This is a genomic window from Proteus hauseri (assembly GCF_004116975.1).
Taxonomy (GTDB): domain Bacteria; phylum Pseudomonadota; class Gammaproteobacteria; order Enterobacterales; family Enterobacteriaceae; genus Proteus; species Proteus hauseri.
This window is the reverse complement of record NZ_CP026364.1, coordinates 1,838,900-1,852,671: the sequence shown is the minus strand read 5'-3', so window position 1 is coordinate 1,852,671 and position 13,772 is coordinate 1,838,900. Positions and strand designations below refer to the sequence as shown.

Genomic DNA, 13,772 nt, shown 5'->3' with positions numbered 1-13,772 from the left:
AATAGCTTTAGGGTACTAAAGTTTACGCCCTGTGGCTACAATATATACCTCACGAGAACGAGACCGCGAAGCGTCAGGTTTACGAACTTTTACCTTCGTAAACAGGGAGCGTATTTGCCCCAGGTATTCATCAAAGCCTTCTCCCTGAAACACTTTGACAATAAAACTTCCCCCGGGAGCCAGCACATCACGACACATATCAAGCGCTAACTCTACTAAATACATGGATCGAGGAATATCGACCGCGGGTGTTCCGCTCATGTTTGGAGCCATGTCAGACATGACAACCTGGACTTTGTTGTCACCTACTCTATCAAGCAACGCCTTCAATACAAGTTCATCACGAAAATCGCCCTGAAGGAAATCGACTCCAACGATAGGATCCATAGGTAAAAGGTCACATGCGATGATTCGACCTTTGTTCCCTAACTGCTGTACAACATATTGAGACCACCCACCAGGAGCAGCTCCTAAATCGACAACGGTCATACCCGGTTTAAAAATGTTGTCACTTTGCTGAATTTCTTCCAGTTTAAACCAAGCGCGAGAGCGAAACCCTTTTTTCTTTGCTTGTTGAACATATTTATCACTAAAATGTTCTTGTAACCAGCGGCTAGAGCTTGCCGAACGTTTTTTATTGGCCATTGCGTTTTCCAACTATCATACACTTAGCTATCAAAATTTTTACTATCTCACTCATTTAACCTCGTCATAACGACATTTTATGGTGATAAGTGAGAGATGGCGTTAGAATAGATCGTTTTCAATCCCAACAAAGCAAAAATTAATGATGACTCTTAACAAAAAACAAATTCAACACCTGAAAGGGCTCGCTCATCACCTGAATCCAGTCGTTATGATTGGTAACAACGGGTTAACTGAAGGCGTTCTTGCAGAAATTGAACTCGCTCTGGCACACCATGAGCTTATCAAAGTCAAAATCGCAGGCGAAGATCGAGATGTTAAAAACTTGATCGTTGCAGCGATTGTACGCGAAAGCGGTGCACAGAATGTACAAGTTATCGGAAAAATATTAGTTCTTTATCGCCCTTCACAAGAGCGCAAGATTATTCTACCGAAATAAAACTTATACCTTTATATAAAAATGCCATTACTAACTCTATGGCAAAAAAGGCCTTTTAAGGCCTTTTTTTATATTACCACAGGATAACAGCTGAGTTTTCTATAGAAACGTAAAATTACAAATTAAATATATTTTACATCTAAAACTTCATACTCAACTTGACCACCTGGAGTGTTAATAACAACCACATCATCTAATTCTTTACCAATAAGTCCCCGAGCTATCGGTGAGTTTACTGAGATTAAATTTTCTTTAATGTTGGCCTCATCATCACCAACGATGCGATAAGTTTGCTCTTCTTCAGTATCAACATTTAGCAACGTTACTGTTGAGCCGAAAATTACACGACCATTATTAGTTACTTTTGTCACATCAATAACCTGAGCATTCGATAACTTAGCTTCGATTTCTTGTATGCGACCTTCACAAAAACCCTGTTGTTCTCGGGCAGCGTGATATTCAGCGTTCTCTTTTAAGTCGCCATGCTCGCGTGCTTCTGCAATAGCAGCAATAATTTCGGGACGACGAACACTTTTTAAAAATTCCAGTTCTTCGCGTAATCTTTCTGCACCGAGAACTGTCATAGGGATCTGATTCATGTGTTAATACCTCAATACTATTCCTAATAAAAAATAGGTATCATCCTGATTTTTTATACTAACAACACAGAGAAAAAGATAAATTTCCTCTTCTCAAGACAAAAAAAGACACAGGCAACCTGAAATTGGGCCCGTCTCTACATAAATTCAGTGAATTAGAGGCCTATTTGGCAACTGATTCGTGCTATTGAGAAGTGAAATTAACCTCTCACATTTAAACTAAATCTAACACAAGACTCGAATAGCTTCACGCCTTATCTATATTTATAAATAGATAACTAGACATTTTCTGATAATGACATAATCACACTCATCAACGTTTACTTTTGCCCTCATTGCCCTTTAGTATTACCTACTTGGCAATCAACACTGTAACGTTATTACGCTATAGTCATGGATAGAGAAATTATGCGCTTATTCCCTAATTTACGACGAATACTTTGCACTTTAAGTATCGTTAGCTTTTCAACACAGGCTATTCCTGTAGAAAACTACATAGAATATCTTCCTGACGGAACACAAGTTGGCTTGATAACGCAAACAGTTGGCGCACCATCGCCTAATCTCACTTACCATGCAAATCAATTAGCACTTCCAGCCAGTACACAAAAAGTGGTAACCGCATTGGCAGCCTTATTACAGTTGGGTGGAGATTATCAATTTACAACAACAATGGAAACCGAAGGCAAAATCAATAAAGAGACACTGAATGGTGATTTAATCTTTCGTTTCAGTGGTGACCCAACCTTAACTCGCCAACAGCTTAGAGGTATGGTGACTATTTTAAAACAGTCAGGTGTCACAAAAATTAATGGTAATCTGCTTATTGATACTTCTGCATTTTCTAGCCATGACCAAGCGCCTGGTTGGGTTTGGAACGATATGACACAATGTTTTAGTGCGCCGCCAGGAGCTGCCATTGTTGATAAAAATTGCTTCTCCGTTTTATTGCAAAGCGGCACTAAAGACGGTGATATTGCAACTGTTCGCAAAGCGTCTTTTTATCCCGTTACCGTATTAAGTGAAGTTGAAACCTATGAGAAAGGTTCAACTCGAACCCGTTTTTGTGAATTAGATGTCACTGTTCGCGACTTAAATACCTATGTTATTACAGGTTGTATTCCAAAACGAGATGATGCAATCCCTCTTATGTTTTCAATTCAAGATGGCGCTCATTGGGCCGGAACAATCTTAAAAGAAGAACTGCAAAGAGCGAATATTGAGCTTGATGGCTATGTAAAACGCCGTTCCCAAGCTAAAGCCCCCGTTACCATTCTTGCTCAAACACAATCTAAACCACTGCATAAATTGCTCACCACCATGCTAAAAGAGTCTGACAATATGATTGCAGATACCATTTTTAGAACAATAGGCCGTGAATATTATGGTGTAGCAGGTACTTGGCGCTCAGGTGCAGATGCAACTCGAGCTATTTTAAAACAGAAAGCAGGTATTGATTTAAGTAATACCATAATGGTTGATGGCTCAGGCCTTTCTCGCCATAACCTCATTGCGCCTGCTACCATGATGCAAGTACTTCAATATATAGGACAACATGAGAGCGAACTCAATTTTATTACTATGCTGCCACTATCAGGTCACGACGGTACGCTGCAATATCGTGGAGGATTTCATGAGGCGGGTGTTGATGGCAAAGTATCAGCTAAAACAGGCTCTTTAAAAGGTGTTTATAACCTTGCTGGATTTATGACAACAGCTAATGGACAAAAAGTGGCTTTTGTACAATATGTTTCTGCTTACTCCCCGCCAACACAAAATCGTAATGCTGGTCGAGCCTATTTAGTTCGTTTTGAAACTAATTTGTATAAAGATATGTACAACAATAAATAATTTGATGATTCAATAAATACTAATCATAGTTAATTTATAAGTAAGATAAGTTAGCAATAATAATTAATCATAAAAAAATGCCTGATAAATCAGGCATTTTCTTTTAATTTACTATTTAAAGAAACGACAAATTAGCGTTTATAAATAAACTCGATACCTTCGTCATCTTCTTCATCCCAATCATCTTCGTCATCTTCTTCAAAATCAGGATTTTCAAGCTGTTCTTTATGGTAATCATCCCACATAAAATCAACTTTATCGCTACTCTCAACAGTAGCAACCACATCTTGCTCTCGTGGTGTTACATTGAGGAATTCCATGATATTCCAGCAAAGTTTTTTCACACCCTCTTGGTTGATCGCTGCGATCATATAGTAATCGCCTTCCCAACCCAGCGCTTCAACGATAGCTTGTGCTTTCTCTTTTGCTTCTTCAGGATCAAGAAGATCAACTTTGTTGAACACTAACCAACGTGGTTTTTGTGCTAATTTTTCGCTGTATTTTTCTAATTCAGAAATGATAATTCTGGCATTTTCAACAGGATCTGAACCATCAATAGGATCGATGTCGATCAAATGCAATAACACTCGGCAACGTTCTAAGTGTTTTAAAAATTGGATCCCAAGGCCAGCACCATCAGCGGCACCTTCAATAAGACCCGGAATATCTGCAACTACAAAGCTCTGATGATTGTCCATACGCACAACACCTAAGCTAGGTACTAATGTGGTAAATGGATAATCAGCAACTTTTGGTTTTGCTGCTGAAACAGCGCGAATAAAGGTTGATTTACCCGCATTTGGCATACCTAACATGCCAACATCCGCTAATAGCATAAGCTCAAGCAGTACTTCACGTTCCTCACCAGGTGTTCCCATTGTGCGCTGACGTGGCGCTCGGTTAACTGATGATTTAAAACGTGTATTACCTAATCCATGGAAACCGCCTTTAGCGACCATTTGCTTTTGACCATGAACCGTTAAGTCGGCAATGATCTCATTAGTTGCCAGATCACGAACTCGAGTTCCGACGGGTACGCTAATGGTAATATCTTGACCACGCTTACCAGTACAATCACGGCTATGGCCGTTTTCGCCTCGTTCAGCACGATAAGATTTAGTAAAACGATAATCGATAAGGGTATTGAGGTTTTCGTCTGCAATCATGTAGACATCACCACCATCACCACCATCACCACCGTCAGGTCCCCCATTAGGGATATATTTTTCGCGACGAAAGCTTACACAGCCATTACCACCATCGCCAGCGACGATTAGGATCTTGGCCTCATCAACAAATTTCATGATTTTACTCCGTATGATAGCCATTAACGTGCTGGATGGCCGAAATTACCCAGAGATGGCCTTTTTTAAATATAAAAAGCCCCGCAACAGACTGTGCAGGGCTTTTAACTCGGTATTTAAAGGACCGGTAATTATTCAGCGTCGATGCTGATAAATTTACGGTTGTTTGGACCTTTAATTTCGAATTTAACTTTTCCGTCAGCTAATGCAAACAGTGTGTGGTCACGACCACAACCAACGTTAGTACCTGCATGGAACTTAGTACCACGTTGACGAACGATGATGCTACCTGCTAATACAGCTTCACCACCGAAACGTTTTACACCTAGACGTTTTGCTTCGGAATCACGACCGTTACGAGTCGAGCCGCCAGCCTTTTTATGTGCCATTGAACTACTCTCCTAAACCTTAAGCGATACCAGTGATTTTAACATCAGTAAACCACTGACGGTGGCCCTGTTGTTTACGGCTGTGTTTACGACGACGGAACTTAACAATCTTAACTTTCTCGCCGCGACCGTGAGCAACCACTTCCGCTTTAACTTTAACGCCCGCAATGATAGGAGCGCCAATTTGAATGTTGTCGCCATCAGCGACCATCATAACGGTGTCAAACTCAATAGTTTCGCCAGTTGCTACTTCGAGCTTCTCTAAACGAATAGTTTGACCTTCGCTGACTCGGTGTTGTTTACCACCACTTTGGAAAACCGCGTACATATAAACTCCGCTTTCCGTGCACTCTCAATATGATAATCTGAGCGCACAATTAAAATATTCACATAGGGCGCGAATTCTACGCAACTTTAATGTCGATGACAAGTACAGATCGCAAACTACCGTTAAAAAAAAGAGTTTTTTACACGATATTTATTTCAGCAATTTTTAAAGTACAATCTAAATTATAAGAGAGTAAAATCTGTGGCATGATAATTTTTTATTAATAATAACGCGCTCATTGGCGAGCCAAAGTCGAAAAAACATGAATTTAGAATCTATTATAAAACTGACATCCACTGATATGACGGCGGTAAATGAGGCAATTCTTTACCAACTGAATTCAGATGTTTCTCTGATAAATCAGCTCGGCTACTACATCATTAGCGGTGGAGGAAAAAGGATCCGCCCAATGATCGCAGTACTTACTGGCAGAGCTTTAGGTTATCAAGGGGACAAACATATCTCGGTTGCTGCACTTATCGAGTTCATTCACACCGCAACATTATTACATGACGATGTTGTTGATGAATCAGATATGCGTCGAGGAAAACAAACGGCAAATGCGGTATTTGGTAACGCTGCCAGCGTATTAGTCGGTGATTTTATCTATACACGATCCTTTCAGATGATGACGGATCTCGATTCAATGCGTGTATTAAGATTAATGTCTAGCGCAACAAACGTGATTGCTGAAGGTGAAGTTTTACAATTAATGAATTGTAACGATCCTGATATTACTGAAGAAGACTATATGCAGGTTATCTACAGTAAAACAGCCCGTTTATTTGAAGCCGCATCTCATGCATCAGCTATACTTTCGGGCGCAACGCCTGAGCAAGAAAAAGCATTCCAAGATTATGGTCGTTATCTTGGTACCGCTTTTCAGCTCATTGACGATCTGCTTGATTATGATGCAGATAATAGTCAGTTAGGTAAAAATACGGGTGATGATCTTGATGAAGGGAAACCAACATTACCACTGTTACATGCAATGCATAATGGCAATGAAGAAGAATCTCTACTCATTCGCCAAGCAATTGAACAAGGCAATGGTCGTCATCTGCTCGATACTGTTTTAACTACCATGAAACAGTGTGGCTCTTTGGAATATACCCGCCAAAAAGCAGAAGAAGAAGCTGACAAAGCCATTGAGGCCTTATCTATTATTCCTGACTCATCTTATAAAGATGCGCTAATTGGGCTTGCACACGTTGCTGTACAACGCCAATCTTAATCGTAATGAAAGAGTATTAAGCATTACTTAGAAGCCCTCCAGAGCGACTATGTCGATTCTGGAGGACTTTTTAATTTTCGCAGTACTTCTTCATTTTCACGTTCTATCGCGTCTTGATTATCGGCATCGATATAACTAATCAATTTTGACAGCCCTTCGCGTAAAACAAACTTTACAATTTTCTCACGCTCAGATTTTGTTAACTGGTAATAGGCTTCAACCCAAATAAGAAAAGCATCCTGTCGCTTAGATAAATATTCTGCAGGAGGTTCATGAGCAGCTAAGACACCAATAACCTCATCAGGTAGGCTTTTTATCGAGTATTCGACGGCTTTACCCTGCACCCCACGTTTGCGACGATTTTCCCATCCTTCACGACGAGCCATCAAGTTAACCCCTTGCGGTGAATTGGGTAATCCCGCAAGCCCCACTAATTCTTTTGCTGTATACCATTCTTTTTTCATGATCTCATCTCACATTCAACTAAGAGGTTAGTCAGATATCTGTTGCGGATAACGCAATAATCATTCTTTAAAATCGCTCAATCATTGGCAATTTTTTCTAAAAAACTCCTAATACCATCTCGCAATATCAGCTCTGTTAATGTTTTTTGTTCACCATCATTTAGTTGTTGGAATGCTTTCACCCAGATAACGAGTGGCTCCTCTTTATTTAGTTTGTAATGTGCTAATGGTTCATAAAGTTCCAAAGCAATTAAAGTTTTTTCTGGGAAACAAGAATAATGATATTCAACTCCACTACCTTGTTTATTATTCACTTTCTTTTGTTTCAACCAAGACTCACGTTTTGCTTTCGCATTAACACCCTGTGGCGATTTAGGTAATCCACCTATACCCGTCAATTCCATTGCCGTATACCACTCTTTTTTCATTACGTTTCTCTAAAATTGTTATCAACTTCAAAAAAGAAATTATTAAGAAAAAAATCAGAAATCTTTTTAGAAAAATAATGTTATTTTATTTTCTAAATAATCAGTTTAAATGCTTTTAGGCATTTCTAATAAACTGTTATTTATACCACTAACACAGCATTCAATTTTATAGAAAAAGGATTAAAAATGATTTCAAGGAAATCTGATTGGCATCCTGCCGATATTATTGCCGCACTCAGAAAAAGAGGAACAACACTTGCAGCCATCTCTCGCCAAGCTGGGCTAAGCTCATCAACACTGGCTAATGCTCTGTCACGACCTTGGCCAAAAGGTGAAAAAATTATTGCTGATTATTTAGGTATAGAACCTTCCGAAATTTGGCCAAGCCGTTATTTCCATCCTGAAACGGGAGAATTACTTGAACGAAAGATTCGTGATAAAACTAATAATTAACTAATAATTACATACATTATAATTAATAAAAAAAACCGCTGATATAGTACCAGCGGTTTTTATTTAATTTTGCATTATTTTTATAGCAAAAAAAGTATTTCTTATTTATTAATAAATTCTTCGCCAAGGATTATATCTTTTTTCAATACATCCAACATGCCATTAAGAGCTTGTTTTTCAAAATCGCTTAATTTACCAATAGATAAATATTCTTCTACACCATTTTTACCTAAAAGAATAGGTTGGGCAAAGAAACGGGCATATTCCCCATCACCTTCAGTGTAAGTACATTCAATAACATTTTTTTCGCCATTTAATGCACGAATTAATGAAAGACCAAAGCGTGCTGCAGCTTGTCCCATTGATAATGTCGCGGATCCGCCACCAGCTTTAGCCTCTACAACTTCAGTTCCTGCATTTTGGATACGATGTGTTAATGCTGCAATTTCATCATTGGTCAATGAGACATCAGCAATTTGTGACAACAGAGGAAGAATAGTAACACCAGAGTGTCCGCCAATAACAGGAACATTGGTTTTTTGAGGATCTTTACCTTTTAGCTCTGCAACAAAGGTATTTGCACGAATAATATCAAGAGTGGTGATACCAAATAGGCGTCGTTTATCGTAAACACCTGCTTTTTTGAGAACTTCAGCAGCAATAGCGACAGTAGTATTGACAGGATTAGTAATGATACCGATTAATGCCTTAGGACAATTTTGTGCAACTTTCTCAATCAGATTACGCACAATTCCCGCATTCACATTGAATAGATCTGAACGATCCATACCGGGTTTACGAGCAACACCTGCAGAAATCAGCACAACATCTGCGCCCTTTAGAGCCGGTGAAGGATCTTCGCCCGCAAAACCTTTTACAGTGACTTGAGTCGGGATATGACTTAAGTCTGCTGCAACACCCGGTGTGACCGGAGCGATATCATATAAAGAGAGTTCACTACCAGCTGGAAGCTGATTTTTAAGAAGAAGTGCCAGTGCCTGACCAATACCACCTGCTGCACCGAGAACTGCTACTTTCATTCTGATACTCCTTAGTTACGAGATAGTGGAACGCCTTTGATATATTCACTATTACGCAATCCGCCTTGAAAAAAACAATTATTTAACAGCAATATTGCATAATAAGGCATTTACATTAAAAAATAATACTTCGGTTATTTTAAACAAATTGCTTATCTGTTAATGAGATAGCGGACACTCTTTTGATAAATAATTCCAATAAATATAGTAAAGTGTTAAGTGTACCACTCTACTTATTCAAATCATTTAAGATTATCATTTTGTTAACAAATGTTTTACCTCATCTGAATTATCGCATTCAGCCAAAATAAATAAAACTCTTTTGTAAGGCATCACATTGTGAAAATATTTAGAGGTAAATCATCTTTCTAACACGATGTTATGTTGCATAAAAATTCACTCCTCTGCATAATGCAGGAGTTATTGATAACTCACTAAAGGTGAACTATGCGCGTTCCTTCTAAGCAAGAAGACTTGGTTAAAGCGTTTAAAGCCCTACTGAAAGAAGAAAAATTCAGTTCACAAGGCGAGATCGTGACAGCATTACAAGAAGCTGGTTTTGATAATATCAACCAATCTAAAATTTCTCGTATGCTAACAAAATTTGGGGCAGTAAGAACTCGCAATGCCAAAATGGAGATGGTTTATTGTCTTCCTACAGAAATGGGCGTTCCCACCGCAAGTAGCCCACTCAAAAACTTGGTGCTAGATATTGACCATAACCATTCTGTTGTAGTGATAAGAACCAGCCCTGGCGCCGCACAGCTTATTGCTCGCCTATTAGATTCATTAGGAAAAGCCGAAGGAATACTTGGTAGTATTGCGGGTGATGATACTATTTTTTCAACCCCTGCACCGGGTTTCTCTACGGAAGAACTTCGTGATGCAATTTTAAACCTGTTTGATCAGGAATTATAATCCTACACTAACGAAGTTGAAAATGATAAGCCACTGAAATTATATTATTTTTTTCAGTGGCTTTTTTATTTTAGTACTGATTTTCAGTCTGCTTAGGTTTAGCGAGCTCTGTTAATAATTTTTCGTGTATTCCGCCAAAACCACCATTACTCATCACCAAGATATGATCTCCAGGTTGCGCTTCTTTCACTATCATATCAACTAACGTATCTAAATCTGTACTCCAGCGAGCGGGCTGTACACAACGTTCTGCAATTTCACTCACTAACCATTGGATATTCGGTGGCTGAAATAAAAACACTTCATCCGCGCGACCTAATGCCGGTGCAATATCGTCTTTACTAATCCCCATCTTCATCGTATTTGAGCGTGGTTCTAATACCGCAATAATCCTAGCGGTTCCGCCAACTTTGCTTCGCAACGCTTCAAGTGTTGCTAAAATTGCAGTTGGATGATGCGCAAAATCGTCATATACACTGATATTGTTGACTTCACCGCGTAACTCTAAGCGACGTCGCGCATTAATAAATTTATTAAGCGCTTCACAAGCGTCTGCAGGTAATACACCTACATGATGAGCAGCCACAATGGCCATCAAGCCATTTTGCATATTATGTTCGCCAGAAAGCTCCCAACAAACTTCACCAACACACTCACCTTTGTGATAAACCTCAAAATGACTACTGTCATTGTTGCGTTTTTTGGTCTGCCAATTACCCGTTTCGCCTGTATATTCTTGCTCACTCCAACATCCCATGCCGATAGTATGTTTTAGATTCATATCATTATCAGGCATGATAATTTTGCCACTTGCTGGCACGATGCGAACTAAGTGATGGAACTGTTTTTGGATAGCAGCAAGATCTTCAAAAATATCCGCGTGATCAAACTCTAAATTATTAAGGATTAATGTGCGTGGCGAGTAGTGAACGAATTTAGAACGCTTATCAAAAAACGCACTATCGTATTCATCTGCTTCAATAACGAAGAAAGGACTTTCTCCTAATTGCGCGGATACCTGAAAGTTTCCGGGCACACCACCAATTAAAAAGCCTGGCTTATAACCACAATCTTCTAAAACCCAAGCCAACATACCTGCTGTTGTTGTTTTACCATGAGTACCTGCAACCGCTAAAACCCAGCGTTCTGGTAAAATATAATCGTGTAACCACTGAGGGCCTGAAGTGTAAGGTAATCCTTTTTCAAGCACAGCTTCAACACAAGGGTTGCCTCGTGTCATTGCATTGCCAATAATCACCATATCAGGAGCGGGTTCTAATTGTTTTGGATCATACCCCTCAATAAGTTCTATGCCTTGGTTTTCCAGCAATGTGCTCATTGGTGGATAAACGTTAGCATCCGAGCCTGTAACTTTATATCCCTGAGCTCTAGCAAGGATAGCAAGGCTTCCCATAAAGGTGCCGCAAATACCAAGAATATGAATGTGCATGAATTTCTGTCCAATAGCATGAAGTTGGTCACTATTCTAACCATCAAAAAGCAGATTAGGAACGGATTAACCTTTGAATCATCCGATTCTTTGGCTAAACTTGCCACCACTAAGGGGATTTTTCTCCTTTTTTACTTTACCCACTCACATTCAGGACCTGCGTCATGAAAACATTAGGCGAATTTATCGTCGAGAAACAACAAGATTTTCCCCATGCTACTGGCGAATTAACAGCACTGCTTTCGGCAATTAAGTTAGGGGCAAAAATTATTCATCGTGATATAAACAAAGCAGGGTTAGTCGATATCCTTGGTACCAATGGTATTTCTAATGTTCAGGGCGAAGCCCAGATGAAACTGGATCTTTACGCCAATGAGAAACTAAAAGCGGCGCTTAAGGCTCGAGGAGAAGTTGCTGGTATCGGTTCAGAAGAAGAAGATGATATTGTTATCTTTGAAGGTGACCGTGCAAATAACGCTAAGTATGTTGTGCTAATGGATCCTTTAGACGGTTCTTCGAATATTGATGTAAACGTTTCCGTCGGTACAATTTTCTCTATTTATCACAGAATTACCCCTGTTGGGCAATCTGTTACTCTTGATGACTTTTTACAACCAGGTAATCGTCAAGTTGCTGCAGGTTATGTCGTTTATGGTTCATCAACCATGTTAGTTTATACAACAGGTTGTGGTGTTCACGCCTTTACTTACGATCCCTCTTTGGGTGTTTTCTGTTTATCTCATGAAAGCGTACATTTTCCACCAACAGGAAACATGTACTCAATCAATGAAGGCAACTATATTAAATTCCCATTAGGGGTTAAAAAATATATTAAGTATTGCCAAGAACAAGATACTGCAACTAACCGTCCTTACACGACTCGTTATATTGGTTCTTTAGTTGCCGATTTCCACCGTAATTTATTAAAAGGTGGTATTTATATTTATCCAAGTACAGCAAGCCATCCAACAGGTAAATTACGTTTACTGTATGAGTGCAATCCAATGGCATTTTTAGCGGAACAAGCTGGCGGTAAAGCAAGTAACGGTAAAGATCGTATTCTTGATATTGAGCCTAAAGAACTTCATCAGCGTATGCCTTTCTTTGTTGGTACCAAATCGATGGTCGAACAAGCAGAAAGCTTTATGGCGCAATATCCAGACGAAGAATAATTCATTGATCTAGCATCAATATAGATAAACCGGGCTTGCGATTCGTCCGGTTTTTTCATCTTTTAAAATCGTCCTTCTATTTATGTGCTGCTTATTTTTACATCAGAACACAACAGCTTCGGCAAAAAACGGGTATTGTTAAAAACTTTTCGCTATACTACAGGCCACGTAAAATTAATTTTTTCATAGGAAATTTTTTATGAGCCTGAATCATGTTCCTGCTGGTAAAGAACTGCCAGAAGATATCTATGTTGTTATTGAAATCCCAGCAAATGCTGATCCAATTAAATACGAAGTTGACAAAGAAAGTGGCGCTCTGTTCGTTGACCGTTTTATGTCAACTGCAATGTTCTATCCATGTAACTACGGTTACATCAATAACACCTTATCTTTAGATGGTGACCCAGTAGACGTTCTGGTTCCAACTCCATACCCATTACAACCAGGTTCAGTTATTCGTTGCCGTCCCGTTGGCGTACTGAAAATGACTGACGAATCAGGTGAAGATGCGAAACTGGTTGCTGTTCCTCATACTAAACTGAGCAAAGAATATGATCACATTAAAGATGTGACAGACTTGCCAGAACTGTTAAAAGCACAGATCAAACACTTCTTTGAACACTACAAAGATTTAGAATCTGGTAAATGGGTGAAAGTTGACGGTTGGGAAGGCGTAGAAGCAGCTAAAGCTGAAATTCTGTCTTCTTTCGAACGCGCTAAAAAATAATTCTGAGTTAATCAGAGTTCATAAGGTAAGTTGTTTATAAACAAATAATTCACCTTAAAAATATAAGCCCTTTATCTTTATTGAAGGGCTTATATTAATAATCCAGCCTATTAACTTTAACCTACTGTTTTATCTTCTTTTTCTTTCTATCTCTCATGAATAAAATAATAAAAATAAGCAAAGCAGTAATAATACTTATCTCTATAAATAGGTAAAACAGGCTTATTATTAATAATAATAAAAATAAATCTAGAGAATAAATAAGTAAATGTTTTTATATAGCTTTATGCGTAAAAACGGCCCGATATCACTATCGAGCCGTTTTATATAA

Annotated in this window: 16 protein-coding genes; 7 read left to right on the top strand and 9 right to left on the bottom strand. The window is 38.9% G+C overall.

What is annotated here, in order from left to right; translation table 11 throughout:
* Positions 1 to 15: 15 nt before the first annotated feature.
* Complete coding sequence (rlmE, locus tag PH4a_RS08495) at positions 16 to 645, bottom strand: 23S rRNA (uridine(2552)-2'-O)-methyltransferase RlmE (protein ID WP_004246244.1); 630 nt, start codon at positions 643 to 645, stop codon at positions 16 to 18.
* 145 nt (positions 646 to 790) lie between these two features.
* Here rlmE and yhbY point away from each other — a divergent pair, with 145 nt between their 5' ends.
* On the top strand, positions 791 to 1,084 hold the full coding sequence (yhbY, locus tag PH4a_RS08490) for a ribosome assembly RNA-binding protein YhbY (protein WP_064718751.1): 294 nt from the start codon (positions 791 to 793) through the stop codon (positions 1,082 to 1,084).
* Positions 1,085 to 1,206: 122 nt separating this feature from the next.
* Here yhbY and greA read toward each other — a convergent pair whose 3' ends face one another.
* Positions 1,207 to 1,683, bottom strand: a complete 477-nt coding sequence (gene greA, locus PH4a_RS08485) for a transcription elongation factor GreA (RefSeq protein ID WP_064718626.1) — start codon at positions 1,681 to 1,683, stop codon at positions 1,207 to 1,209.
* A 408-nt stretch (positions 1,684 to 2,091) separates the two neighbouring features.
* Here greA and dacB point away from each other — a divergent pair, with 408 nt between their 5' ends.
* Positions 2,092 to 3,534 carry a serine-type D-Ala-D-Ala carboxypeptidase gene (gene dacB, locus PH4a_RS08480; RefSeq protein ID WP_129041856.1) on the top strand — a complete coding sequence of 481 codons (1,443 nt, stop codon included), beginning with the start codon at positions 2,092 to 2,094 and terminating at the stop codon, positions 3,532 to 3,534.
* Between the two features lie 131 nt (positions 3,535 to 3,665).
* On the opposite strand, the gene cgtA is transcribed toward dacB, so the two are convergent.
* The 3 genes from cgtA to rplU form a co-directional block, all read right to left on the bottom strand.
* A complete protein-coding gene (gene cgtA / locus PH4a_RS08475; protein ID WP_064718624.1) occupies positions 3,666 to 4,838 on the bottom strand; it encodes an Obg family GTPase CgtA in 1,173 nt (390 codons plus the stop codon).
* Positions 4,839 to 4,969: 131 nt separating this feature from the next.
* Positions 4,970 to 5,227, bottom strand: a complete 258-nt coding sequence (gene rpmA, locus PH4a_RS08470; protein WP_064718623.1) for a 50S ribosomal protein L27 — start codon at positions 5,225 to 5,227, stop codon at positions 4,970 to 4,972.
* A 19-nt stretch (positions 5,228 to 5,246) separates the two neighbouring features.
* Complete coding sequence (rplU, locus tag PH4a_RS08465; protein ID WP_064718622.1) at positions 5,247 to 5,555, bottom strand: 50S ribosomal protein L21; 309 nt, start codon at positions 5,553 to 5,555, stop codon at positions 5,247 to 5,249.
* Between the two features lie 262 nt (positions 5,556 to 5,817).
* Here rplU and ispB point away from each other — a divergent pair, with 262 nt between their 5' ends.
* Positions 5,818 to 6,789, top strand: coding sequence for an octaprenyl diphosphate synthase (gene ispB / locus PH4a_RS08460; protein WP_129039136.1), 972 nt, complete (start codon positions 5,818 to 5,820; stop codon positions 6,787 to 6,789).
* Positions 6,790 to 6,836: 47 nt separating this feature from the next.
* On the opposite strand, the gene PH4a_RS08455 is transcribed toward ispB, so the two are convergent.
* Positions 6,837 to 7,253 (bottom strand): DNA-binding protein, encoded by a 417-nt coding sequence (locus PH4a_RS08455; RefSeq protein ID WP_064718620.1) that lies wholly within the window; start codon positions 7,251 to 7,253, stop codon positions 6,837 to 6,839.
* A gap of 77 nt (positions 7,254 to 7,330) precedes the next feature.
* Positions 7,331 to 7,681 (bottom strand): DNA-binding protein, encoded by a 351-nt coding sequence (locus PH4a_RS08450; RefSeq protein ID WP_129039134.1) that lies wholly within the window; start codon positions 7,679 to 7,681, stop codon positions 7,331 to 7,333.
* A 186-nt stretch (positions 7,682 to 7,867) separates the two neighbouring features.
* On the opposite strand from PH4a_RS08450, the gene PH4a_RS08445 reads away from it, so the two are divergent.
* On the top strand, positions 7,868 to 8,134 hold the full coding sequence (locus PH4a_RS08445) for a helix-turn-helix domain-containing protein (protein WP_064718618.1): 267 nt from the start codon (positions 7,868 to 7,870) through the stop codon (positions 8,132 to 8,134).
* A gap of 101 nt (positions 8,135 to 8,235) precedes the next feature.
* Here PH4a_RS08445 and mdh read toward each other — a convergent pair whose 3' ends face one another.
* Positions 8,236 to 9,174, bottom strand: a complete 939-nt coding sequence (gene mdh / locus PH4a_RS08440; protein WP_129039132.1) for a malate dehydrogenase — start codon at positions 9,172 to 9,174, stop codon at positions 8,236 to 8,238.
* Positions 9,175 to 9,621: 447 nt separating this feature from the next.
* On the opposite strand from mdh, the gene argR reads away from it, so the two are divergent.
* Positions 9,622 to 10,092, top strand: coding sequence for a transcriptional regulator ArgR (gene argR, locus PH4a_RS08435; protein WP_064718616.1), 471 nt, complete (start codon positions 9,622 to 9,624; stop codon positions 10,090 to 10,092).
* Between the two features lie 70 nt (positions 10,093 to 10,162).
* Here argR and mpl read toward each other — a convergent pair whose 3' ends face one another.
* Entirely contained in the window at positions 10,163 to 11,542 is a 1,380-nt protein-coding gene (gene mpl / locus PH4a_RS08430; RefSeq protein WP_129039130.1) for a UDP-N-acetylmuramate:L-alanyl-gamma-D-glutamyl-meso-diaminopimelate ligase, read from the bottom strand.
* A gap of 164 nt (positions 11,543 to 11,706) precedes the next feature.
* Between mpl and fbp the strand changes: the two genes are divergently transcribed.
* Positions 11,707 to 12,714 carry a class 1 fructose-bisphosphatase gene (fbp, locus tag PH4a_RS08425; protein ID WP_129039128.1) on the top strand — a complete coding sequence of 336 codons (1,008 nt, stop codon included), beginning with the start codon at positions 11,707 to 11,709 and terminating at the stop codon, positions 12,712 to 12,714.
* Positions 12,715 to 12,913: 199 nt separating this feature from the next.
* Entirely contained in the window at positions 12,914 to 13,441 is a 528-nt protein-coding gene (gene ppa, locus PH4a_RS08420; RefSeq protein WP_064718613.1) for an inorganic diphosphatase, read from the top strand.
* The last annotated feature ends 331 nt before the right edge of the window (positions 13,442 to 13,772 follow it).

What these genes read in the sequence shown, in the direction of transcription:
- dacB (WP_129041856.1), top strand. Translation starts at nt 2,092, where the DNA reads ATGCGCTTATTCCCTAATTTACGACGAATACTTTGCACTTTAAGTATC.
- fbp (WP_129039128.1), top strand. Translation starts at nt 11,707, where the DNA reads ATGAAAACATTAGGCGAATTTATCGTCGAGAAACAACAAGATTTTCCC.
- PH4a_RS08450 (WP_129039134.1), bottom strand. Translation starts at nt 7,681, where the DNA reads ATGAAAAAAGAGTGGTATACGGCAATGGAATTGACGGGTATAGGTGGA.
- ispB (WP_129039136.1), top strand. Translation starts at nt 5,818, where the DNA reads ATGAATTTAGAATCTATTATAAAACTGACATCCACTGATATGACGGCG.
- cgtA (WP_064718624.1), bottom strand. Translation starts at nt 4,838, where the DNA reads ATGAAATTTGTTGATGAGGCCAAGATCCTAATCGTCGCTGGCGATGGT.
- PH4a_RS08445 (WP_064718618.1), top strand. Translation starts at nt 7,868, where the DNA reads ATGATTTCAAGGAAATCTGATTGGCATCCTGCCGATATTATTGCCGCA.
- ppa (WP_064718613.1), top strand. Translation starts at nt 12,914, where the DNA reads ATGAGCCTGAATCATGTTCCTGCTGGTAAAGAACTGCCAGAAGATATC.
- rplU (WP_064718622.1), bottom strand. Translation starts at nt 5,555, where the DNA reads ATGTACGCGGTTTTCCAAAGTGGTGGTAAACAACACCGAGTCAGCGAA.
- mdh (WP_129039132.1), bottom strand. Translation starts at nt 9,174, where the DNA reads ATGAAAGTAGCAGTTCTCGGTGCAGCAGGTGGTATTGGTCAGGCACTG.
- PH4a_RS08455 (WP_064718620.1), bottom strand. Translation starts at nt 7,253, where the DNA reads ATGAAAAAAGAATGGTATACAGCAAAAGAATTAGTGGGGCTTGCGGGA.
- rpmA (WP_064718623.1), bottom strand. Translation starts at nt 5,227, where the DNA reads ATGGCACATAAAAAGGCTGGCGGCTCGACTCGTAACGGTCGTGATTCC.
- yhbY (WP_064718751.1), top strand. Translation starts at nt 791, where the DNA reads ATGACTCTTAACAAAAAACAAATTCAACACCTGAAAGGGCTCGCTCAT.
- greA (WP_064718626.1), bottom strand. Translation starts at nt 1,683, where the DNA reads ATGAATCAGATCCCTATGACAGTTCTCGGTGCAGAAAGATTACGCGAA.
- mpl (WP_129039130.1), bottom strand. Translation starts at nt 11,542, where the DNA reads ATGCACATTCATATTCTTGGTATTTGCGGCACCTTTATGGGAAGCCTT.
- rlmE (WP_004246244.1), bottom strand. Translation starts at nt 645, where the DNA reads ATGGCCAATAAAAAACGTTCGGCAAGCTCTAGCCGCTGGTTACAAGAA.
- argR (WP_064718616.1), top strand. Translation starts at nt 9,622, where the DNA reads ATGCGCGTTCCTTCTAAGCAAGAAGACTTGGTTAAAGCGTTTAAAGCC.